General features: G+C 72.6%; 21 protein-coding genes. 7 read left to right on the top strand and 14 right to left on the bottom strand.

Annotated elements, in window-relative coordinates; all coding sequences use genetic code 11:
• Positions 1 to 5 precede the first annotated feature (5 nt).
• Together fabG and CRYAR_RS06065 are read left to right on the top strand one after the other, a co-directional pair.
• Positions 6 to 770, top strand: coding sequence for a 3-oxoacyl-ACP reductase FabG (gene fabG / locus CRYAR_RS06070; protein WP_035860925.1), 765 nt, complete (start codon positions 6 to 8; stop codon positions 768 to 770).
• A 40-nt stretch (positions 771 to 810) separates the two neighbouring features.
• Entirely contained in the window at positions 811 to 1566 is a 756-nt protein-coding gene (locus tag CRYAR_RS06065; RefSeq protein WP_211247285.1) for a GntR family transcriptional regulator, read from the top strand.
• On the opposite strand, the gene CRYAR_RS42785 is transcribed toward CRYAR_RS06065, so the two are convergent.
• A complete protein-coding gene (locus CRYAR_RS42785; protein ID WP_051569812.1) occupies positions 1563 to 2063 on the bottom strand; it encodes a hypothetical protein in 501 nt (166 codons plus the stop codon). The genes CRYAR_RS06065 and CRYAR_RS42785 overlap by 4 nt on opposite strands.
• Positions 2060 to 2773, bottom strand: a complete 714-nt coding sequence (locus CRYAR_RS06055; protein ID WP_035848965.1) for a SigE family RNA polymerase sigma factor — start codon at positions 2771 to 2773, stop codon at positions 2060 to 2062. Before CRYAR_RS06055 ends, CRYAR_RS42785 begins: the two co-directional genes overlap by 4 nt.
• A gap of 44 nt (positions 2774 to 2817) precedes the next feature.
• On the opposite strand from CRYAR_RS06055, the gene CRYAR_RS06050 reads away from it, so the two are divergent.
• Positions 2818 to 3435 carry a hypothetical protein gene (locus CRYAR_RS06050; protein ID WP_035848963.1) on the top strand — a complete coding sequence of 206 codons (618 nt, stop codon included), beginning with the start codon at positions 2818 to 2820 and terminating at the stop codon, positions 3433 to 3435.
• Between the two features lie 183 nt (positions 3436 to 3618).
• Here the strand turns inward: CRYAR_RS06050 and CRYAR_RS06045 are convergent, their stop codons facing one another.
• The 5 genes from CRYAR_RS06045 to CRYAR_RS06025 all read right to left on the bottom strand — a co-directional run bounded on the left by CRYAR_RS06045 (position 3619) and on the right by CRYAR_RS06025 (position 9492).
• Positions 3619 to 4734, bottom strand: coding sequence for a uroporphyrinogen-III synthase (locus CRYAR_RS06045; protein ID WP_035848960.1), 1116 nt, complete (start codon positions 4732 to 4734; stop codon positions 3619 to 3621).
• The gene (gene nirD, locus CRYAR_RS06040; protein ID WP_035848957.1) at positions 4727 to 5080 is read right to left on the bottom strand and encodes a nitrite reductase small subunit NirD; all 354 of its coding nucleotides are present in this window, start codon (positions 5078 to 5080) and stop codon (positions 4727 to 4729) included. Before nirD ends, CRYAR_RS06045 begins: the two co-directional genes overlap by 8 nt.
• Positions 5077 to 7515 carry a nitrite reductase large subunit NirB gene (gene nirB / locus CRYAR_RS06035; RefSeq protein ID WP_211247933.1) on the bottom strand — a complete coding sequence of 813 codons (2439 nt, stop codon included), beginning with the start codon at positions 7513 to 7515 and terminating at the stop codon, positions 5077 to 5079. Before nirB ends, nirD begins: the two co-directional genes overlap by 4 nt.
• A 204-nt stretch (positions 7516 to 7719) precedes the next feature.
• Positions 7720 to 7962: a hypothetical protein gene (locus CRYAR_RS06030; protein WP_157017410.1), complete on the bottom strand. Its 243-nt coding sequence runs from the start codon at positions 7960 to 7962 to the stop codon at positions 7720 to 7722.
• Positions 7963 to 8049: 87 nt separating this feature from the next.
• On the bottom strand, positions 8050 to 9492 hold the full coding sequence (locus CRYAR_RS06025; protein WP_035848951.1) for a gluzincin family metallopeptidase: 1443 nt from the start codon (positions 9490 to 9492) through the stop codon (positions 8050 to 8052).
• A 264-nt stretch (positions 9493 to 9756) separates the two neighbouring features.
• Between CRYAR_RS06025 and CRYAR_RS06020 the strand changes: the two genes are divergently transcribed.
• Positions 9757 to 10173 carry a hypothetical protein gene (locus tag CRYAR_RS06020; protein ID WP_035848950.1) on the top strand — a complete coding sequence of 139 codons (417 nt, stop codon included), beginning with the start codon at positions 9757 to 9759 and terminating at the stop codon, positions 10171 to 10173.
• Positions 10174 to 10234: 61 nt separating this feature from the next.
• A complete protein-coding gene (locus CRYAR_RS06015; protein ID WP_063725666.1) occupies positions 10235 to 11503 on the top strand; it encodes an FAD/NAD(P)-binding protein in 1269 nt (422 codons plus the stop codon).
• On the opposite strand, the gene CRYAR_RS06010 is transcribed toward CRYAR_RS06015, so the two are convergent.
• From CRYAR_RS06010 to CRYAR_RS05990, 6 genes are all read right to left on the bottom strand, one after another.
• Positions 11500 to 12531 (bottom strand): hypothetical protein, encoded by a 1032-nt coding sequence (locus CRYAR_RS06010; protein ID WP_157017408.1) that lies wholly within the window; start codon positions 12529 to 12531, stop codon positions 11500 to 11502. The two genes, CRYAR_RS06015 and CRYAR_RS06010, sit on opposite strands and share 4 nt — an antisense overlap.
• A gap of 79 nt (positions 12532 to 12610) precedes the next feature.
• Positions 12611 to 13267, bottom strand: a complete 657-nt coding sequence (locus CRYAR_RS06005; RefSeq protein WP_169745002.1) for a response regulator — start codon at positions 13265 to 13267, stop codon at positions 12611 to 12613.
• Positions 13268 to 13281: 14 nt separating this feature from the next.
• Complete coding sequence (locus CRYAR_RS06000; RefSeq protein ID WP_169745001.1) at positions 13282 to 15603, bottom strand: ATP-binding protein; 2322 nt, start codon at positions 15601 to 15603, stop codon at positions 13282 to 13284.
• Positions 15604 to 16068: 465 nt separating this feature from the next.
• Entirely contained in the window at positions 16069 to 16242 is a 174-nt protein-coding gene (locus CRYAR_RS46805; protein ID WP_157017406.1) for a hypothetical protein, read from the bottom strand.
• 173 nt (positions 16243 to 16415) lie between these two features.
• Positions 16416 to 16898, bottom strand: coding sequence for a cysteine dioxygenase (locus tag CRYAR_RS05995; protein WP_051569809.1), 483 nt, complete (start codon positions 16896 to 16898; stop codon positions 16416 to 16418).
• A 97-nt stretch (positions 16899 to 16995) separates the two neighbouring features.
• The gene (locus CRYAR_RS05990; protein ID WP_035860913.1) at positions 16996 to 17364 is read right to left on the bottom strand and encodes an STAS domain-containing protein; all 369 of its coding nucleotides are present in this window, start codon (positions 17362 to 17364) and stop codon (positions 16996 to 16998) included.
• Between the two features lie 121 nt (positions 17365 to 17485).
• Between CRYAR_RS05990 and CRYAR_RS05985 the strand changes: the two genes are divergently transcribed.
• Together CRYAR_RS05985 and CRYAR_RS44960 are read left to right on the top strand one after the other, a co-directional pair.
• Positions 17486 to 18748 carry a PP2C family protein-serine/threonine phosphatase gene (locus CRYAR_RS05985; protein ID WP_281174679.1) on the top strand — a complete coding sequence of 421 codons (1263 nt, stop codon included), beginning with the start codon at positions 17486 to 17488 and terminating at the stop codon, positions 18746 to 18748.
• A gap of 37 nt (positions 18749 to 18785) precedes the next feature.
• A protein-coding gene (locus CRYAR_RS44960) for an IS5 family transposase (protein ID WP_157017403.1) occupies positions 18786 to 19657 on the top strand; the annotation gives its coding sequence in 2 pieces (ribosomal slippage) (positions 18786 to 19124 and positions 19127 to 19657; 870 coding nt in all).
• Between the two features lie 19 nt (positions 19658 to 19676).
• Here CRYAR_RS44960 and CRYAR_RS05970 read toward each other — a convergent pair.
• Positions 19677 to 22115, bottom strand: a complete 2439-nt coding sequence (locus tag CRYAR_RS05970) for a SpoIIE family protein phosphatase (RefSeq protein WP_051569807.1) — start codon at positions 22113 to 22115, stop codon at positions 19677 to 19679.
• Positions 22116 to 22388 lie beyond the last annotated feature (273 nt).

Raw genomic sequence — 22388 nt, 5'->3', positions numbered from 1 at the left:
GCGCCATGTTCAGCTCATTGGCCGGGCGGTCCGTGATCGTCACGGGTGGTTCCCGCGGCATCGGTAAGGGCATCGCGCGGGTGTTCGCCGACGCCGGCGCGTCGGTCCTGATCGTCGGACGCGACCTCGACGCGGCCCGGGCCACCGCGGACGAGATCGGCGCCAACGCGTTCGCCGCCGACATCGCCACCCCGGACGGCTGCCGACGCATGGCCGAGGCCGCGATCGAACGGCACGGCGGCATCGACGTCCTCTGCGCGAACGCCGGGATCTTCCCCGACCGCAAACTCGCCGACCTCACCGAGGCCGACGTCGACGAGGTCTTCGGCACGAACGTGAAAGGCACGATCTTCGCCGTCCAGGCCTGCACGAGCGCGCTCGCCGCCTCCGGCCACGGCCGGGTGGTCCTGACGTCGTCGATCACCGGGCCGATCACCGGCTACCCCGGCTGGTCGCACTACGGCGCCAGCAAAGCCGCCCAGCTCGGCTTCCTGCGCACGGCCGCGCTCGAACTCGCCCCGGCCAAGATCACGGTCAACGCCGTGCTGCCCGGCAACGTGCTCACCGAAGGGCTCGTCGACCTCGGCCAGGACTACCTGCGCACGATGGAGGCGTCGATCCCGCTGGGCCGGCTCGGGGCGGTCGAGGAGATCGGCAACACGTGCCTGTTCCTGGCGACCGACGAGGCCGCCTACATCACCGGCCAGACGATCGTCGTCGACGGTGGACAGACGCTGCCGGAATCGCTCGACGCGATCGTCACCGGCTGAGCGATATCCTGAGCGCCTCGGGCCAGGGGGTGAGAAGAGCGTGACCAGCGATGTCACCGACGGCACTGCGGTCGACGGCGCGCGCCGCCGGATGCTGGAGCTGATCACCTCGGGGTCGCTCGAGCCGGGCCAGCGCCTCGGTTCCGAGCGCGAACTGGCCAGCGACCTGGGGGTCAGCCGCACGACGCTGCGGCAGGCCCTCGGGGCGCTCGAACAGTCCGGGGTGGTGCGCCGGGTACCGGGCCGGGGCGGCGGCACGTTCGTGAGCCGGGCGAAGATCGAGCGTGACCTGTCGAGCGTCGTCGGCGTGCCTGCGCTGCTGCGGGCGCAGGGATTCACCGCCGGGTCGCGGGTGATCAGCGCGAGCATCCTGAGCGCGGACGAGGTCACCGCGGCGGCGCTGAACCTCGACGCGGGAGGCCTCGTCACCGAGATCGTCCGGATCCGGCTGGCCGACGGGTCGCCGGTCTCGCTGGAGCACGCCCGCTTACCGGCCGAACGTTTTCCCGGGTTGCTCGAGCTACCGCTCGGCGGGTCGGTGTACGAACTGCTCGACGAGCACTACGGGGTCCGGCCGGTCGAGGCGCTGGAACGGATCGAGGCGGTGTCGGCCGGGCCGACCGAGGCGTCGGTGCTCGGCGTCGACGCCGGCGCGCCGCTGCTGTCGATCACCCGCACCGCGAACGACGGCGACGGTGTGCCGTTCGAGTTCTCGCACGACCTGTTCCGCGCCGACCGCACCCGCATCCTCGTCCGCACCCCGGGCGCGGCCGGCGCCGCCGCCGAGTTCCCCTAGGGCGCGGAGCTCGCATCGGGGGCCGGTCCGGTCTCGGCCGGTACCGCGGCCGTCGGGTCCTGCGGGGAACTCGCCGGGCCCCGGCTCGTCTCCGGGGGGAGCGGGCGATCGCTGGGGGTCGGCTCGGCGTTCGGGAACTTCGTCGCTCCCGGGACCTCGGTCGCGGGCTCACTCGGCGTGGTCTCCAGCGGCCCGTCCGACGGGCCGGTCTCCGGTTTCGCCGGGGTCGTCCCCGGTGTCGACCCGGTGGACGGTGCCGAGGTGGGCGGCGGCTGGTGGCTCGGCCGGATCGGCTCTTCGCGCACCTGTGCGATCACCACGAACACGGCGATCGCCAGCAGCGCGGCGGCCATCGTCACGGTGGCGAGGATCCAGCGGTTGGGGGCGCGGCGCCCGGCGGCCGGCGGCGCCGGGGGACGCAGGTCCGCCGCGGTGACCTGCTCGGCGCGGGCCCGGAGCGCGGTCGTCAGGCGGTGCTCGAGCTCGGTGGGCGTCATCTTCCGGCCTCCAGCAGCTTCTCGAGGGCCGCGAGGGCCCGGCTGGCGGTCGATTTCACGGTGCCGCGCGAGATGTCGAGCGTCTCGGCGATCTGGGCCTCCGACAGGTCGGACCAGTACCGCAGGACGAGCACCTCGCGCTGGCGCCGCGGGAGCCTACGCAGGGCGGCGAGAACCTCGCTGTGCTCCTCGGCGAGCAGCAGGCCCTCGTCGGTGGCGGGTGAGAGTTCGAAGCGCGGCGGCGCCGCCCGGAACGTGCGGCGGCGCCGCAGCACGGAGCGGGCCGCGTTGACCACCGCGGTGTTCAGGTAGGCGTCGGGGTTCTCGACGCCGGAGAACGCGGCGCCGTGGCGGCGGTACGCGGCGGCGAACGCGTCCTGGACGACGTCCTCGGCGGTCGGCAGGTCGTCGACGAGCAGCACGGCCAGCCGGACCAGCGCGAGCCGGCGGTGGTGGTACAGCTCGACGAGCTTCGAACCGTTCGCCTCGGGGGCGGCGGCCGTCCGCCGCGGCGGCCAGGCCAGCTCGTCGGGCTCGGTGCCCCGCGACCGCGCGTCACCGGCACGCGCGTCGGCGGGCCAGGCCGCCTCGAACGGCCCGTTGGCGGTCCGGCCCGCCGCCGCGATGGTGCGGGCCGGGGTCGCGCGGGTGAGCCATCCCCACCAGCGGCGCGGACGGCGCGCCGAGGTGGGGAGGGCCAGCGTGGTCATGGGTACATCCTCACTGATGAGGCCGTCACTTCGGTGCAAGCGCCGTGGTCGCGGGCTTCGGCTCGGCGGGCACCGCGGTCGCCGCCGGCTTCTTCTCCGCCGGTGCGGCCGGGACCGGCTTCGCGGTGGTCACCGGCTTCCTGCCGGTCGGCTGTTCCGGAACCGGCTTCGCGGCCGTCGCCGGGGACTGGTCGGTCGGCTGGTCCGGAACCGGCTTCGCGGTGGTCACCGGGGACTCGGCCGGAGCCGGGACGGCCGGGACGCAGTCCGGAGCCGCTTCGGCCGGCGGCACGGTCGCGCCGGTCTCCGGCTCGGCGGCCCGGGACTTCGGCGGGGCTACCGGTGCGGCGGCTTTCGGCTCGGTCGCCGGGGTCTCAGCCGGCACGTCCCGGGGAAGTTCGGTCGAGCCCGTCTTCGGTTCGGTCGCCGGGGTCTCGGCCGGAGCGGCGCGCGGCGGCTCGGTCGGCGCCGCACGCGGCGGCTCGGTCGAGCCCGTCTTCGGCTCGGTCACCGGGGACTCGGCCGGCGCCGCGGGCGCGGCGGTCTTCGGCGGTACGCACGTCGACTCGTCAGTCGGTAACGGGCTCGGTGCGGCCTCGGCCGGCGCCGCCGCCGGCGTCGAGGACGCGACCACCGTCGGCGAGGGCTTCGGCTCGTCCTGACGGATCGCGGCGTTCGCCGCGAACCCGCCGCCGACGATCAGGGTCGCGGCCGCCGCGGCGGCCAGAACCAACGTGCGCGGTCGGATACGGGGCACGAAGCACTCCCAGGGTCACAGGCCCGCGAATGGGCCCTTCACCCCGACAGACGCCTCACCCACCCCGAGGTTGCTTCCCGGCCGGAATTCATCCGACGGTGGTCAGGACGGCCTCCGTGCGCAGCCGGTAACCGCGCTTGATGACGGTCTCGACCAGGTCGGCCTCGCCGAGCGCCGCACGCAGCCGCGTGATCGCCATCTCGACCGCGTGGTCCCCGGCGTCCCCCGCCGGCAACACCTCACGCAGCTCGGCCCGGCTGAACACCCGCCCGGGCCGGGACGCCAGCGCGCGCAGCACCGCCATCGACGCCGGCGGTGCCGCCACCGCGACCCCGTCGACGATCACGGCGAACCCCCGTACCTGCACCTCGTGGTCACGCACCCGGAACGTCGGGCACCGGGCCGGGAGCTCCACCGACACCGACCGCACCAGCGCTCCGAGCCGGTACCGCTCCGGGCTGACCACCGGGATCCCGCGCCGCACGAGCACGGACGCGGTGACCGGCCCGACGCACGCCGCGACGACCGACGTCGAGAACGCTTTCACCACGGCCGGGCCGCGGTCGCACGAGTCGGCCGTCGCCAGGAAGTTCGCCGACGCGGCCGCGCTGGTGAACGTCACCGCGTCGACCGCTCCGGCGCACACGCTCTCGACCAGCCGGCGCAGCGGTGCGACGTCCTCGGGGGGCACCCACCGGTACACCTCGACCTCGACGACGTCGGCGCCGGCCGCCGTGAGCGCCGCGGCCACGTCACGCAGCGGCTCCCCGTGCAGCTGGATCGCCACCCGCTTACCGGAGACGCCGGCCTCCAGCAGGTACGACAGCACCTCGGCGCTGGTTTCGGACGCCGCGTGCCACTGTTCGGTCAACCCGGCCGCCCGGATCGCCCCCCGCGCCTTCGGGCCGCGCGCCAACACCGTCGACGAAGCCAGCACGGCGAGGAGCGAATCGGCCAGGCCCCATCCCTCGGTGGCCTCCAGCCAGCCCCGGAACCCGATCCCGGTGGTGGCCACCACGATGTCGGGTGGGTTCTCGATCAGCCCACGCGTGGTCGAGAGCAGCATCTCGTCGTCGGGGAGCGGGATGATCCGCAGCGCCGGAGCCATCACGACCCGGGCACCCCGACGTTCGAGCAGAGCGGCGAGCTCGTCCTTACGCCGCTCCGCCGTCACCGCGACGGTGAAGCCGTCGAGTTCACCCACGTTGCAGCTCGACCTCGACGACTCCGTCGCGGACCCGGACCGGCCAGGTGGGCAGGGCGGGCACGGCCGGGTCGGAGAGGCACTCCCCGGTCACCAGGTCGTACACCTGTTTGTGCAGCGGGGACGCCACCGTGCGACGACCCGCACGGGTGCCGACCAGGCCCCGGGCCATCACGTGCGCCCCGGTGTACGGGTCCCGATTTCCAACCGCATAGACCTGATCGTCCCATAGCCGGAAGAGCGCGATCTGGGCGCCGTCGAACAGCGCGCACGCTCCCCGCTCCGGGAGAAGGTCCGAAACACGGCAGGCCACCTGCCAGTCGACGGCGATCAGGGAAGCAGTCATCGGGGCAGTACCTCCAGGGGCAGCTCGCCGGGACGGGCGGGCCGGGGCTGGCCGCGCTCGTACACGATCTCGATGCTCGAATCGGTCACACCGGGGGCGTTGATGAAGGGAACGAACCGGGCCAGACGCTCCGGGTCGGCGAGCGTGTCGGCCCACTCGTCGGAGTAGTTCGCGACGTGGGCCGCCATCGAGGCGTCCAGATCGGCGCCGATGCCGAGCACATCGTCGCAGACGACCGACCGGAGGTAGTCCAGCCCGCCGTCCAGGCTCTCCAACCAGGCCGCGGTGCGCTGGAGGCGCTCTCCGGTCCGGATGTAGAACATCAGAATCCGGTCGACGTATGTCAGAAGTGTTTCGGTGTCGAGATCACTGGCGAACAGGTCCGCGTGCCGGGGGCGGAATCCCCCGTTTCCGGCGACGTAGAGGTTCCAGCCGTTCTCGGTGGCGATCACCCCGATGTCCTTGCTGCGTGCCTCGGCGCACTCGCGGGCGCAGCCGGACACCGCCATCTTGATCTTGTGCGGTGCCCGCAGCCCGCGGTAGCGCAGCTCCAGGTCGATCGCGAGGCCCACCGAGTCCTGGACGCCGTACCGGCACCAGGTCTCGCCGACGCACGACTTCACCGTGCGCAGCGCCTTGCCGTACGCCTGGCCCGACTCGAAGCCGGCGTCGATCAGCCGCTTCCAGATCTGCGGCAGCTGGTCGAGGCGGGCACCGAACAGGTCGATGCGCTGGCCTCCGGTGATCTTCGTGTAGAGGTTGAAGTCGCGGGCGACCTCGCCGATGACGATCAGCTTCTCCGGGGTGATCTCGCCGCCGGGGATGCGTGGTACGACCGAGTACGTGCCGTTGCGCTGCATGTTGGCCAGCGCGTGGTCGTTGGTGTCCTGCAGCGCGGCCTGCTCACCCTCCAGGATGTAGCCGTTGCCGAGGCTGGCCAGGATCGAGGCCACGGCGGGCTTGCAGAGGTCGCAGCCGCGCCCGGTGCCGTGCGCGGCGATCAGGCCGGAGAACGTCCGGAGGCCGGAGGTACGCACCAGCTCGAACAGCTCCGCGCGCGAGTACGCGAAGTGCTCGCAGAGCGCCTTCGACACGTGCACACCGCACTCGTCGAGCAGCGACTTGAGCATCGGGATGCACGAACCGCAGCTGGTGCCGGCGCGGGTGCACGCCTTGATCGCCGGAACGTCGGTCGCTCCCTGCTCGGTGATCGCGGTGACGACGTCCTTCTTCGTCACCGCGTTGCAGGAGCAGACCTGGGCGTCGTCGGAGACCGAGACCTCGCCGAACAGCAGCGTCTCCGGCGTCGCCGGCAACGTGCGGCCGATCAGTGGACGCAGCCCCGCGTAGACCGACGCGTCGCCGACCAGGACGCCGCCGAGCAGCGTCCTGGCGTCGTCGGAGATCACGAGCTTCTTGTAGATGCCGGCGACCGGGTCGGAGAACACCACGTCCAGCGGCCCCTGGGTGGCCCCGAACGAGGCCACCTCGACGCCGAGCAACTTGAGCTTCGTCGACATGTCCGGCTCCGCCAGCTCGCCGGAGCCACCGAGCAGCCGATCCGCGACGACCTCGGCCATCGCGTACCCCGGCGCGACCAGTCCGTAGACCGAGCCTTCCACGGCCGCGCACTCGCCGACCGCCCAGATCGCCGGGTCCTCGGTGCGGCAGGACCGGTCGACGAGCACGCCGCCCCGGGTGCCGACGTCCAGGCCGACCGAACGAGCCAGCTCGTCCCGGGCCCGGATACCGGCCGCGAACACGACCAGTTGCGCGTCCAGCACGGTGCCGTCGGTGAGCGTGGCCGCGGTGACCCGCCCGTTCTCGTCGGACCGGAGCGACGCGGTGCCGACGCCGGCGTGCACCTGAACGCCGAGCTGTTCGACCAGGCGGCGGAGCGCCTCCCCGCCACCGGCGTCGACCTGCTGCGGCATCAGGTGCGGCGCGAACTCCACCACGTGCACCGGCACCCCGAGGTCACGCAGGCCGCCGGCGGCCTCCAGACCGAGCAGACCGCCACCGACGACGACCGCCGCGCGCGCCGCGGTGGCTTCGGCCCGGATCCGGTCGAGGTCGTCGAGCGTGCGGTAGACGTGGCAGCCGGCCAGCTCGGCGCCGGGCACCGGGGGGACGAACGCCTTCGAGCCGGTCGCCAGGACCAGGGCGTCGTAGGTCAGCTCCCGCCCGGCCGCGGTGCGGACGGTGTGCGCGGACCGGTCGATCGACACGGCCGGGTCGCCGAGGTGACAGGTGCGTCGCGCGCCGTCGTACCAGTCCTCGGAGACGAGGCCGAGCACGGCGGCGGGGTCGGTGAGGTAGCGGGAGAGCGCGACCCGGTCGTAGGCCGGGTGCGTCTCCTCGCCGAGCACGGTGACCCGCCACTCGGCCTTGGTGTCGCGGTCGGTGAGGGCTTCGACCATGCGCTGGCCGACCATGCCGTGGCCCACCACCACGAGGTGGCGGGTCACGAGACATCCGCATCGTCGGGACGGTCGTCACCGAGCGCGTAGTCCGTGCTCTCGTCCGGTTCGTCGAAGCTGCTCATGACGACGAGCGTCGCCAGGAGGAGTTTCGATGCCGGTGCGCCGAGATTTCCGTGCCGAAAACTGGATCTCACACCGGCCGGCGGGGGCCGTGCGTCAGAAAGCGCTGTAGCGCCGCCTCTTCACGACCGTTTCGCCATCGCGGCGCACCACCTCGTGCGTCGCGCCGGACGGCAACGGCTTCTCCACCGCGTCGTTCTGCGTGTCGGCTCCGTCGGCCGGGGTGTGATCGATCTCGACCGCCTCACCGCGGGCGATGAGGTCCGCGATGAACTTCTCGGCCGCCTCGACCTCGGCGGGAGTCCGCTCAGCCGTATTCACTCGTCGTGCAGCGCTCACGGTCGCCTCCTGAGAGTCGGCTGCTTCTCCTCGAAGGTAGCCCTTTCCGCGCCGAAGCGAACCAGGTCGAAGGTCCCGACTTCCAGTTCAGTCGAACACGCGCCGCACCAGCACCAGGCCCGCACCGTTGTTCGCCACCTCGTGCGTACGCAGTGTGCCGTCTACCCCGGACGCCGCCGCGAACCCGCGCTGGTACTCCCGCGGGACCGCGACGCGTCCCTGGCGGAACAGGTCCTCGACGAACGCGGCGGCGACGTCCTCGCCGGGGGTGGTCACCAGTTCGCCGCGGGAGAGTGCCGCCGGTGCCACCGAGAACCGCGGTGCCTCGACGGGCGCGTGCACGGTCAGGTCCTCCGGCAGCCCGTAGGGCCGGCCGGACACGGCGACCTCGGACGTCGAGGCACCGCGCGGGTGCGGGGCGCCCGGCGCGATCGACCGCTCGCCGACCTTCTCGTCGTCGTCGCCGGTGGCGCCGTCGATGATCGCCTCGGCCGACGCCGGGGACAGGATGCCGTGGCGCACGAACGCCGCTTGTAACGCGGCGGCGTACTTCCCCCCGAACTTCTCCTGGTCGGCCTCGATCAGGTGCGCGGCGACCTGGGCGTAGTACGACGGCACCGCCGCGGTGTCGGTGACGGCCGTGACCAGCAGCGTCGCGGCGTCCTGCCCGGCGGTGAGCAGGGCCTCGTCGTCGACCTGGCCGGTGCCGGCCACGGTGTGCACCATGCCGGCCAGCGACCGGAGGAACGCGCCGGTGAAGACCCGGGAGAACGAGTGCGGCTCGCTCGAGAGCTGGCTGGCCGGCGCGCTCGGCGGCAGCGTCACCGGATCCCGGTAGAACAACTCGTTCGACGCGTTGCGCAGGCAGTCGGGGTCGGCCGAGCTCGGCGCGAGCTGGCGCACGGCCCAGCCGAGCTGTTCGGCCAGCCGCGACAGGCGCGACGAGCGGGACAGTTCGCCGCCGGTCTCGCCGATCACCTGCTCGCGGAGCGTGGCCAGCCGGAGCCCGGCGAGCACGGCGGTCATGTCACCGAACGACTCGTGGAACGCCGCGATCTCGGCGCTCGCCGCGTCCCACATCCACGGGCACAGCGCGTCGAGCACGGCGTGACCGGTCTCGTGGCTGACGATGTCGGGGCTCTCCCCCGACCAGACCGTGACCCCGGAGACGTGCTGGCGGAAGAACGCGAGGCCGCCGCGGTCGTAGTAGGCGTTCAGATCGACGCCGGCGTTGAGGTCGGCCACCAGGACATCGCCGACGGCCGGGTTCCAGGCCGCGCCGTTCGGGAATTCGTCGGCCGGGAACAGCGGTGCGTAGAGCGCGACCGTCCGGCCCAGCGCCTCGGCGGCGGTCCAGTAACGCACCGCGCCCTCCGCGTCGGGCGGCACCGCTCCCTGGACGTCCACCGCGAGCGGAGCGGTACGCAGTGCCGGACGGGCCCGGAGGACAGGGGTCCGGGTGGACGGCGGCGCACCGGGATCGTCCTCCCAGACGCTGACCTCGTCGCTCGCCTCGTGAACCGTGGTCACCGATCAGTTCCTCTCGGTCGTCACTGACGGTCCCCATGATGGACCGTCAGCGCCACCGGCGAGCGCCCTTCCCCGCAGACGCACGTAACCACTAAATGTCACGCGAGTTCCCAAATGCTGCGCCGCTATACAGGTGAAACAACCGTTGCGAGAACAATCGCCTTCTTGATCGAAAAACTCGACAGTGAGACTCCTTTTCGTCACATTTATATGCTTTCGTGAGAGGCACGCGGGAGGACCCGCCACCCAACAAGGGAGTGCCGAATGACGACGACTGGCATCCAGGCCACGCGCGCTCTCTGGACCGACCACGACGCCGAGGTCGTGGAACCTCCGGAGCAGGCGTTCGCCGACGTGTTCGGCGACGCGGACCGGGTGCGGATCGCGCTCTGGATCGATCGGACGGCACCGGCCCACGGCGGATTGTTCTGCAGCGACACCGCCGCCGGCGACCTCGGCCTCCCGGAGGCGACAGTGCGCGCGGCGCTCGGACCGCTGCAGCACATCGGAATGGTGCGCTACCGCAACGGTCTGTACATGCGCTGCGACCACACGCTGTGGTCGGTGCTCAAGGTCCTGCGCAACTTCGCCGGGCCGACGCTCACCCCGTCGCCCGCGCCGGCCCCCACACCCGACCCCGAGCCGCACGACACTCGGGCGGCGACGTTCTACTTCGGCTGACACCTCCCCCGACCTGCTTTGCCTACTTGATGAGTAGGGAATAGGCGGTTACGGTCGAGCCATGACAGTGGTGATCGGCGCCGGGGCCAGCGGCGTACTCACGGCGGTCGCGCTCGCCGCCCGGCCGGGCGGGCCGGTGACCGTCGTCGAATCCGCGCCGGACGTCGGCCGGGGCGTCGCGTACTCGACGACCGACTACGGTCACCTGCTCAACTCGCGCACCGAGACGATGAGCCTCTACGCCGACCGCCCCGGCCACTTCCTCGAGTGGTGCCGCGAGCGCGGGCTCTACTGCGGCCCCGCCGGGTACGCACCGCGCACGACGTACGGCCGCTACCTCGGTGAGGCGCTGGAGAACCTGGTGCGCGGCTCCGCCGGCCGGGTGCGGATCGTGCGCGGCCGGGCCGTCGCGGCCTCCGGCACCGGGGTCACCCTGGCCGACGGCCGGGTGCTCCCCGCCGACGACGTCGTGCTCGCGCTGGGCCATCCACCGGCCCGTACCGCCGACATCGACCCCTGGACCTCCGGTGCGCTCGACCGGGTCGGCCGCCACGACGACGTCGTGCTGCTCGGCAGCGGGCTGACCGCCGTGGACGTCGTCGTGACGCTGGCCGGGCGGGGCCACCTCGGCCGGGTGACCGCGATCTCCCGGCACGGGCTGTTGCCCCGCGTCCACGTGGACCCGCCGCCCCGGGTGGTGCCGTCCGGGGTCTCCGGCCACACGGTCAGCGCGCTGATCCGCCAGGTGCGGCGGGCCGTGCCGCCGCACGGCGAGTGGCGCGGCGTCGTCGACGGGCTCCGCCCCGACGTCGAACGGCTCTGGACCGGGATGACGGTCACCGAGCAGGACCGGTTCCTGCGTCACGTGTCCCGGCTGTGGGAGGTGCACCGGCACCGGATGGCCCCGCCGATCGGCGCCCAGCTGCGACGCCGGTCGCGCGAAGGGCGGCTCGACGTGGTCGCCGGCTCGATCGTGGCCACCGGAGCCGACGGCGTCTCGTGGGTGCCCCGCGGCGGCGGCCCGGTCGTGCGCACCGCCGGTGCGGTCGTCGACTGCCGCGGGCCGGGCACCTGGGTCGCGAGCGCCGACCCGCTCGCGCGCCGGCTGGCCGACGCGGGGCTGGTGCGCCCCGACGCCCACGGCCTGGGTTACGCCACCACCGACGACGGGCAGCTCGTCGGCGCGGACGGGACCGTGGTGCCGTGGCTGTGGACGCTCGGCCCGGTGCGCCGCGGATCGCGGTACGAGACGACCGCGATCCCCGAGATCCGGGCCCAGGCGACGACGATCGCCGAACGGGTCACCTCGGCGCTGCTGGTGGCTTCCTAGGCTCGGGCCGGGATCAACTCGGCCGCCCGGTCGATCAGGGCGCTGACCACGGCCGGGCGGTCACGCAGCTCGCGCAGCCACGACGGGTTCCCGTCCTCGGCGGCCAGCTTCTCCGCCTCTTCGACCAGGAGCGTCCGCAGCTCCGCCGGCGCGGACGCCGACCGGGCCACTTCCTGTACCCGGCCGAGGAACCGCCGGAGTAACGCACTGGTAGCCGCCACGTGTTCGGTACCCACGATCCACCGCCCCCGCTGCTCGATCACGACCTCGGCGACGTCGTCGCCGGCCGGAACCCCGGCCAGGTGAGTGAACTCGACGTCCGAGCGCATCCCGGCGACGTCGAGGCTGAGCACGGTCCGGTTGGCCTCGGCCAGGCCGACCAGAGACGCGTACTGCTCGGGCCGCAGCTCCCGCCAGGCGACGAGCGCGGCGGCCAGGTGCCCGGCGGCCTTGCCCAGATCGGGCTCGTCGTCGCTGGGCCAGGCCCGGGTGAGCGCCGATGCGAACGCCCCGCGGCGCACCCCGTCGATGAGCGGCTGGACGACCTGCGGGCCGAGCCGGACCCGCCCGCCCGCCGTCGGGATGCAGGTGTAGTACCCGACGCTGACGATGAGCGCGACCAGCAGCACCCGACCGGCCGGGTCGACGTGCGGCAGGAACGACTTCTGCTCCAACCAGCGCTCCGGCCGCGCGACGAGACCGGACGCCGACAACCGGGTACGCACCCGGTCGGCGAGCACCGACTGCGCACAGCTGACGATCCGCGCGTGCGTCCACGGCTCGCGTTCGGCCTGGCGCTGCCAGGAGACGACCACGCGCTCCTGGGCGTCGAGCGCGAGCTCGTCACAGACCAGGCAGTGCTGCGAGTGTGCGTCACGCAGCAGCGGACTGCGGCTCGCGGTGCAACGACGGCCCTGGTGGAGCTGCTGACGCTGTCTGGTCAGCGCTCCCCAGACGACCCGCGCCACTTCCGCGGTGTCCTGATCCGGTGCCAGACGGGCGGGCCCCGCCATTACATTCACCGCCATCCCGACTCCGTTCACCGCGTCTGTTGTGGGACAAAAGTGTCGTTGTTTGTCCGGATACCGCGCGCCCTCCGAACAGCGGTCATCCGCTGACCCTCCGAACCGCTCGTGGCCCCAGCGCCGTGGTGCCGCGCAGGATGCCGTCCTCCAGAGCCCGCTCGCGCAGGTCCAATTTGGTGCGTGCCGCCCGGCCGGCGTCGTCGTACTTCGCGCGCACCCGGTCCAGGTAGCCCTTGGCCGTGGACGGCTTGACGCCGAGCCGGCGCGCCACGTCGGTCATCCGCAGGCCCGAGGCGTACAGCCGCAGCGACTCGGTCTCCTGCAGACTCAGCGACGGCCGGGCCGGCCGCTGGTCGCTCCGTAACGCGAACGCCAGCGCCGGGGTCATGAACTTCTGCCGGGACGCGGCCGACCGCACGGCGGCGCGGATCTCGGTCGGATCCAGGCTCTTGTGGACGTAGGACAACGCGCCCGCCTCGATCGACTCCACGATCAGGTCGGTGATGTCCTGCGTGCTTATCGTCACCACGGCCGGCCCCACCGCGGTGATCGCCCGGACGTTGTCACCGACCCGGCTCTCGTCGCCGAGCCAGACGTCCAGCAGGACGACGTCCGCCTGCCGGCCGCGGCCGTGCAGCAGTTCCTCGACGGACTGAACGAGATCGATCACGACGATCCCGCTGTCGGCCGGCGCCAGCCACGCCGACAGACCCTGCAAGACCAACGGATCGTCGTCCACAGCAGCCACGGTGATCAGGAGACCCACCTCACTTCTACCCAGAACTTGCTCGAACCCGGCTCTTCGACGTCCGCGCTCACCGTTCCGGGGATGGCGGCCCGGACCCGATGGAGGAGCGTCCACATTGCTTCTTTCACCGCCGGGCGCTCGGACGCGACCGGCAGCAGCACGGTCGCCGACGCGTCACGCACGCACCCGCTGAGCGTCACGACCGCCTCGCCGGGGCTGGTCAGGCGCAGGATCGCCAGTACGGCGGCGACCAGCTCGGCGCGGACCGGCTCCGGCACCTCCCCGAAGTCGGGGGCGATGCGTGCCTCGATCGTCGCGGAACGGTCGGCGGCCGCGCCGGAGAGCGACGAGACCATGTCGCGTCGCCACATCGAGTGCTCACCGGTCTCGGTGAGTTCGGAGAGCATCGCCCGCAGCCGGCTGGCCTCGATCGCGCAGCGCGCGCGAACGTCGGGGTCACCCGGGTCGAGCCGGCCGTCGGCCAGCGCCCCGACCAGGGGCCGCAGCGACTCGCCGAGCTCACGCTGCCAGCGGCGCCGGTCGTCGGCGACGGCCACCAGCGCGTCACGGGTCTCCCGGATGCGGCCGGCCTCACGCACCCCGGCCTCGGCCAGCGCCCCGTTGCGACGCACCAGCCCGAACGCCACCACCGCCGCCAGCTGCAGGACCAGCGCGCAGAGCAGCGCGGTGACGATCCGGGTGACCGCCCCGGTGTCGGGCCCGGTCTCGACGAGCACCACCCCCACCGAGAGCGCGACCACCGCCGCGGACCAGGCGAGGTACTCGGCCACCGGCCGGTGCAGGGCCAGCAGGGCCAGCGGCCAGCCGACGTCGCCGGTGATCCAGTTGGCGGAGATCTGGTCGACGCCGTCCATCGCGGCGAACCCGGCGACCGCGGCCGCGAACACGACCAGCTGCGCGCCGAGGTTGACCGGCCCCGGCAGCGGCCGCGCCGGACCGCGGACGGCGACGCCGAGCACGACGAGTCCGATCGCGACCCACGCGGTGAGCTCCAGCCAGAACGGCTCGAACGCGTCCGGCCGGGTGGCCAGCGACGAACTGCTGTAGAGGTGCCAGACCACCGCGATGACGACGAGCGCCCAGCCCATGCCGGCGCGGTACCCGGCGGCCACCGACGGCTCGTCCGGCTCCGGCGGTGTCGGCGCCCCGGTCCGTTCGGCCGGCTGCCAGGTGAGCGTCACCGTGGTGCCGGCGCCGGGTGCGGAGGCCACCTCGGCCTGCCCGCCGACCGTCCCCATCCGCTCGTGGATCGACCGGCGGACGCCGGTCTGGTCGGTGGTCGTGGTCGCCGGGTCGAAGCCCTGCCCGTCGTCGCGGACGACGATCCGGATGCCGCTGCCGGCGATCGTGGCGCTGACCTCGGCCCCGTCCGCCCGAGCGTGGCGCTCGACGTTCGACAGTGCCTCCCGTACCGCACCGGCGACCGCCTCGATGACGTCCGGCGGCAGCGCCGGCTCGTCCTCGGGGAGCGTCAGCCGCACCGGCATCGCGCGGCACCCCGACTCCCAGGTGATGCTCGCGAACAGGCCGGCGCTCCGCGGTAACTCGTCGAGCCGATCGAGGATCGCGACGTCCCGGCCGCACCGGGCACGGACGAGGTCGAGGCGGGTACGCAGCGTTCCGCGGGCGACGACCGTGAGCGTGCTCAGCACGGTGTCGTGCAGGTTCCGCTCGAACTGGCGCCGGCTGTGCAGGCGGCTCCGCTCGATGGTGAGCTCGGCACGGGCGCGGGCCACGTGGTCGAGCGTGGCGTCGGCCCGGCGCGCGCCGCCGCGGATCAGCCGCATGACGACGACGGCCAGGAAGCCCTGCAGGACGAAGATCGCCACCACGCTGTCGTGCCCGCCGACCGGCGGCAGCCCGGCCGCGACGACCCCCACCAGGAACGCGGCGCTCTGCGCGACCGCGAGCGCGATCGTCCACAGCGGAGCCAGCGCCCACGAGGCGATGAAGAGCGCGACGCTGGCGCCGCCGATGATCCAGGTCGAAGGGTTGCCCACGTACTCAGCGGGCAGGATCCAGGGCGCGAAGCCCAGGTACACGCAGAACAGCGCGCTGTCGGCGACCGCGACCGCCGGGACCAGCCGGCCGCCGCGCAGGAACCAGGCGTAGGCGCCGCCCCATGCGACCGTGCTCACGATCGCGACGTGTTGCCACGTGTGCACCCCGCCGGCCGCCAGTGCCTGCGGATACGCCAACGCCGGTGTCAGCGCCGACCAGGCCACGCGGAAGATCAACGCGATGCGCGCCGCGGAGACCTCCAGGGCGTCCTGCGCCACCGTGCCCGGAACTAATCGATCGCTCATCTCGCCGCCCGCACCGACGTCGTCCGTCCGACCGGCGCCCCCACCCCCGGTGGGCCGCCCGGCCCACCCGCGTCGCCGCCGTACGCTCCGGTTCCCCGTTCCGGAGCGGGTCCGGCACGTACCGGACCGTCGGCGCGGCGCGAAAACTTTCGCCGCCATGAACTGCTGCCCCTCCGTCCCCCCAGCACGGCACCCCCCGGTACCGCCCGCACGCCCACCACAGCCGGAAAGCTGCAGATCGTCGAGAGGCCTCACGGTGCCAGCCCGTAACAGGGCGCCTCCACCGTGCTAGCCCTAAGAAAGAAACCGCCCTAACCCCCGAAAGAACGGTTCTTCCGCCCCCGCGACGTTTGCCGACGCAGTTTAGCTGGGAAAACGTGGCCGACCGGAGCGGCAACAACAACCTGGCCGACCGTACCGAACGTGCTCATCCGTTGGTGCCACGAGCGTGGCCCCAAAGAGGAGTCAGTACGGATTGCCGAGTGAGGCCCGCGGCGGTACCAGCCCGTCGGCGATCAGAACGTCGAGCCAGGACGCCAGGATTTCGTCCTCGACCAGCACCCGGCCGACGATCGTCTCCGCGGACCTCGTGGACGAACCGAGCGCGGGCAGGACCGGGAAAACGCCAGCCGCGTCCATCACCGTTCCCCCTCGACATCGCAACCGTGCCAGCCCCCAAGTCGGACCAACCTCGTCCGCTCAATGTTGACGGACACAGTCGAATTGTGCGGCTGAACAGCGCGCGACGACGCCGGGCGGGCCGCTCGGTGCGGCAACCGGTCCGGCGTCGTCGGTGGGCGGTCGAACGGCTCCTACCAGTCGGCTCCGGCCTTCTCGACCGTCGCGACCTCCGGGCCGAAGTCGGTCCAGCGGTAGCGGGTCATCGTGGTCAGCCGGGGCGCGTAGACGTGGATGCTCACCGCGGGCTCGACACCGTCGTTCACGACCTCGTGCAGGTGCCTGGGGCCGAAGACGCGCCGCTCGGACGCCCGGAGGCTCCGGCTGCGCAGGCGGGGCAGCTCGCCGGCCGGGGTGTGCACGGTGTCCTCACGCAGACATCCGCGGACCACCGCGAACGCGCCGGACGAGCCTCCGTGGTCGTGCAGACCGGTGCGCTGGCCGGGCCACCAGCTCAGCAGCCACGCCTCCACCTGGACGCCGCCCGCGAACTCACCGGCGTCGAGGCGGCCGTACCACCGGTCGTCGACGTCGTACCGGACCCGAGCCTGCCAGTCGACGGTGGCTACGAGTCTCTGCAGTACCGCGCCGAGCCGAAGTCCCGACAGCGGCCTCACCAAGCACTCCTGACCCATGGATTCAGTAAAGCACATAAGGCCTACCAGTTTGGTAGGGCTAGGGCCGCGATTCGGTGCGGCGTCGCGAACCCGACGCTCAGTTCTTCGAGGCCGCGGCGGCCGCCAGCTCGATGGCCCGCTCGAGCGAGGTTGCGGTCGGGAGGACGGTGGAGAGACCGGAGATCGCGAACACGGCTTCGACGTCCGGCCGGAGCCCGCAGACCACGAGGGAGCCACCGACACCCATGACCCAGCGCGCGTGGGTAGCCACCGTCCCCAGGCCGGTGGAGTCACAGAACGTGACCCCGCTCAGGTCGAGTACCAGGTTCTCGCGGCCTTCGTCACGCAACGCGTCGAGGGATTGGCGCAGTGTGCCGGACGTGGCAATGTCGAGCTCTCCGGAGAGCCGGAGAACGCCGACGTTGCCGGACTCCCCCGCACTGCTCACCACGACGGACAAGTTCATCTCCACCCCTTCAGCACGTGTCAACGGATACCCCTCGAGGAGGGCGCAATGACCGACGCCGACCTGATTCCGCCCGACGAAGTCGAGCGACTCCGGGCGGTCCGCCGGTACGACATCCTCGATACGCCCCCCCGACGGAGCCTTCGATCGCATCGCGGCACTGGCCGCTCGCATTTTCGGAGTTCCCGTCGCCACGGTGACGATCGTGGACGAAGACCGGATCTGGTTCAAGGCCACGTACGGCGTCGACGTCACCGAGATAGGCCGTGACCCGGGACTATGCGCATCTGCAATTCTCGCCGACGAACCGGTCGCGATCGAGGACACGGCGCTCGACCCGGTCGCGCGCGACAATCCGCTCGTCCGCGGCGACCTGGCCGTGCGCTTCTACGCGGCCGCGCCGATCACGACGAGCGACGGCTACCACCTCGGCACCGTGAACGTGCTCGGCCCCGAGCCGCGCTCGACCACGCCCGAGGAACTGCAGACGCTGTCCGACCTGGCCGCGATCGTGGTCGACGAACTCGAGCTGCGGCTCTCGGCGCTGCGCGAGGTGCGCCTCGAACGGCGTCGCCGGGAAGAGGTGCAGAAGTCCAAGGCGCAGGTCGAGGAGGTGGCCCGGACGCTGCAGCAGACGTTGCTGCCGCCGCGGATGCCGCAGGTGCCCGGAATGGAGCTCTCGGCGTTCTACCACGCGGCTCCGCTGCAGGAGGTCGGCGGCGACTTCTACGACGTCTTCCCGCTCGGCGGGCGCCGGTGGGCGATCTCGATCGGTGACGTCTCCGGCAAGGGCGTGCAGGCCGCCGCGTTGACGTCGCTGGCCCGCTACGCGCTGCGGGGCGCGGCGATCCAGACGTCGGACCCGTCGCTGGTGATGGCGGCGCTGAACGAGACGATCGTCGCCGACCAGGCCGCCCAGGACGTGCCGCGGTACTGCACGGCGGTGTTCTGCGTGGTCGAGCAGACCGAGAGCGGGTCGGCGCAGGTGCGGCTGGCCAACGGTGGCCACCCGCCGGCGGTGGTGTGCCGGGCCGACGGCAGCATCGAGCGGCTCACCGACTCCGGGCCGATGCTCGGCTGGCTGCCCGACAGCCGCTACCCGACGCTCGAGGCGTTGCTCGGCCCGGGAGACGGGCTGCTGTTCTACACCGACGGCATCACCGACGCCCGGCGCTACGGTCAGCGCTTCGGCGAGGGCCGGCTGGCCGCGGCGCTGGCCGACCGCCCGCACAACAACGCGAAGTCACTCGTCCGCTGGGTCCGCAACCTGATGAACGAGTTCGACCCGCCGGGCTACGACGACGTCGCCGTGATCAGCATCAGCGTGGAACCCATCCACGTCACCGAGCGCCAGCTCACCGGCGTCTGGGCCGCCGGCGACTAGGGCGTGTTTGAAAAGCTCGTCGTTCGTTGGGTGATGCGTGGCTCGTGGTGATCTGACGAACGCGGAGTGGGAAGTCCTGGCCGGGCTGTTGCCGCCGGCGAAACCGGGTGGTCGGCCGCCGCGTTCGCGGCGGCAGGTCATCGACGGGATCCGGTGGCGGGTCCGGACCGGGGCGCCGTGGCGGGACCTGCCGGAGCGTTATGGGCCGTGGGAGACGGCGTATGCGCTGTTCCGGGACTGGCAGCGGGACGGGACCTGGGCGCGGATCGTGTCCGATCTGCAGTCGAGGGCCCAAGCCCGCGGGTTGATCACCTGGGATGTGTCGGTCGACTCGACCGTGGTCCGTGCGCACCAGCACGCCGGGGGCGCGCGTAAAGGGGGCCGGATCAGAAACAACCGCCGGGAGGGGTCACCGCAGAGCCCAACGACCACGGTCTGGGACGGTCACGCGGCGGGTTGAGCACCAAAATCCATCTGGCCACCGAGGGCGGGCAGCGGCCCCTGTCGCTGTTGATCACCGCCGGACAGGCCGGCGACGCACCGCAGTTCCAGCCCGTGATCGACGCCATCCGCGTGGCCGGCCGGGCCGGAAGGCCACGGACCCGGCCCGCGCGGGTCCTGGCCGATAAGGCCTACGGATCCCGGGCCAACCGCGTCTACCTGCGTCGACGCGGGATCCGCGCCACAATCCCGGAACAAGTCGACCGGCTGGCCCATCGGCGCCGCCGCGGCAGCGCCGGTGGACGCCCACCCGCGTTCCACGCCGAGACCTACAAGCAGCGCCACGCGGTCGAGTGCGGGATCAACCGCCTCAAGCGCTACCGCGCCATCGCAACCCGATACGACAAACTCGCCGTCCGCTACCTCACCACGTTGCACATCGCCGCGATCAACGAATGGCTACGGTGACCAGCTTTCCAAACAGGCCCTAGGGCGCCGCTCGCAAGGCCAGGATCGCGAGGTCGTCGCGGAGGGGGCCGTCGCCGAAGTCGGTGGCGGCGGTCCGGAGGCCGGCGGCGATGTCGGCGGCCGACAGGCCGCTGCTGCGCGAGAGCACCTCCAGCACGCCCTCCTCGCCGAACTGGGCATCGCCGCGACGCCGCTCGGTGACCCCGTCGGTGTAGAACACGAGCGCGTCGCCGGGCCCGAGGTCCACCGAGACCTCCTCGACCTCGATGTGGTCGGTCAGCCCCGCCGCCATCCCGCCGACGCCGACCGGCTCCGCTCCGCCGCGCGCACGCACCGCGATCGGCGACGGGTGCCCGGCCAGGCAGAGCCGCACCCGCAGCCCGCCCTCGCGGCGCTCGGCGAACGCGGCCGCCACCGTGCAGAACACGGTCTGGCCGTCGATCGGCCCGTTCCCTTCGCGTACCAGGCTCGCTTCCTCCACGAGCGCCCGGTTCAGTGCGGACAGCGCGTACGGCAGGTCCCGGCCTTCGCGCGCCAGCGTGCGCAGCACGTCACGCACCATCCCGGTGACCGAAGCCGCCTGCGGGCCCTTGCCGCAGACGTCGCCGATCGCCAGCAGCCAGCGCTCGTCCCCGAGCGGCAGCACGTCGTAGAAGTCCCCACCGACCTCGTTCGACGCCCCGGCCGGCCGGTACTGCGCGGCGAACTCCAGCCCGTCGGCGACCGGCAGCGACGCCGGGAGCAGCGCGCTCTGCAGTGCCTCGGCCACCGAGTCGCGCTCGGAGTAGAGCCGGGCGTTGTCGACCGAGAGCGCGGCCCGCCGGGCCAGGTCGACCGCGATCGCGACCTCCTCGGAGGTGTGCCGCCGCCCGGGTGGGTCCCCGATCGACATCGTGCCGACGACCTCGCGCCGGGCCGTGAGCGGCAGCACCAGCCCGGAGAGCGGGCCGGTGAGCGGCGTCGCGGCGTGGGTGACGGTCGCGGCCCGGATCCGCTCGCGCAGCACCGCGCCGTCCGGGGCCAGGAACGCGTCCTCGAGCTCCGGGACGCCTCGTTCGTCGTTGTGCACGGCGACGACGAGCTCCGGGTCGCCGGCGTCGTCGAGGGTGTGGATCACGCACCATTCACCCAGCCGCGGCACGCACAGCTGCGCGACGAGCGCGAGCGTCAGGTCCACGTCGAGCGAGGATGCGAGCAGCTCGCTGGCGTCGGCGAGGAACGCCAGGTCCCCCCGGCGGTTCTGCTCGGTGTCGCGCAGCCGGGCCGCGTCCAGGCTGACCGCCAGGCGCTCGGCTGCGAGCAGTGCGAACACCGCGTCGGCGGAGCGGAACAGGCTACCGGCCGGCATGCCCAGCTCGAGCCGCCCGCGGATCGGCGGGCTGGACGGGAGCGCCACCGAGAGCGCGACACCGGCCCCGGCGTCGGCGAGGGCCTGGGTGGGTGGCAGCAGGTCGGCGTTGCGCGGGCGGGGCGGGTCGTCGGGCCAGAGCCGCACCGGTGGGTCGATCGGATCCTCGGTGATGCCCACCGAGGCCAACGCCCGGACCCCGGACCCCTCGTCCACCCAGAGGACGCCGAACGACGCCCCGGTGACCTCACCGAGGCGGTAGAGGATCTCCTGGGCCAGCTCGGTGGAATCGAGCTCGTGGACGACGCGGTCGGTGAGGTACGTCAGCCAGCCGGCGGCCTCGGCGGCCGGAACGACCGCGGCCGAGCGCCCGGCGACCGGACGACGCACCTGCTTGGGTGGCACCGCGGGCTCGTTCGCCTTCACGACGACGCCGCCCGCGCCCACCGCCCCGTTCCGGCGCCCGCGGATCTTGCGGCCCAGCCCGATGCCGACCTCGCGGCGCAGACCCCAGCGCGGCTCGGCGGGCTCCGGCGGCTCGACGACCGGCTCCGGCGTCACCGTGGCCGGCGGACCGGAGCCCGCGCGGGTCACGACCGGGTCGTCGACGTCGAGGCGGAACCAGACCGACTTGCCGCTGCGCCCGTAGGCCACCCCCCATTCGGAGGCGAGCGAATCGACCAGGTGCAGGCCGCGGCCGCCCTCGGCCAGCATCGGCGGCGGGAGCGAGGGGCCGAGCACGGCCCGGCTGCCGTCGGTGACCCGCACCGTGATGCCGGCCGCGTCACCGACGACCTCGATGTGCATCGCGGTGCCCGCGTGCACGACCGCGTTCGTCGCGAGCTCGGTGGTGAGCAACGCGACCTCGTCGGAGAGCGACGAGAGGCCGCACTCCTCCACCACGTCACGCGCGAGGGCCCGGGCCAGCGCAGGCGACCGCGCGTCGCCCGGCAGCGGCGCGCGGCGGCTGACCACCACGGACCCCACCGAAGAATTCATCTGATGACCCATCTGCTGGCTCACCTCGCGCCGCTCGTCCTGCGCCGCCTCACTGTCCCAGCGCGGCCGGTGCTTTCCGCTGGTGGCGACGTCGCCACCGTCGGCACGCACGCCGCCGAACTGCTCCCCCGCCCGGGACAGCTCGACCGATGCCGAACTCGAGGGAGGACCCGCCCTGTTCGGGAAGTCCCGGACAGACCCTAGCGTCCAGGGGCCAACCGCTGCAGAGTCCAGCACGATTTCGGTCGTTGTCCGACACTGTTCAGCACACGCCACAAACCAAACCGAGAAGGCTACCGAACCGGATCGGACGCTCCACGGTGCGTGATACGCAAAGATGGAGAGGTCCACGCGCATCGAGAACCTGCGCTGTTCGGACATCCG

Origin of the sequence: Cryptosporangium arvum DSM 44712 (assembly GCF_000585375.1) — a bacterium.
Classification (GTDB): Bacteria; Actinomycetota; Actinomycetes; order Mycobacteriales; family Cryptosporangiaceae; genus Cryptosporangium; species Cryptosporangium arvum.
Note: the sequence above shows the minus strand (reverse complement) of the source record. Positions and strands in the feature narration are given on the sequence as shown.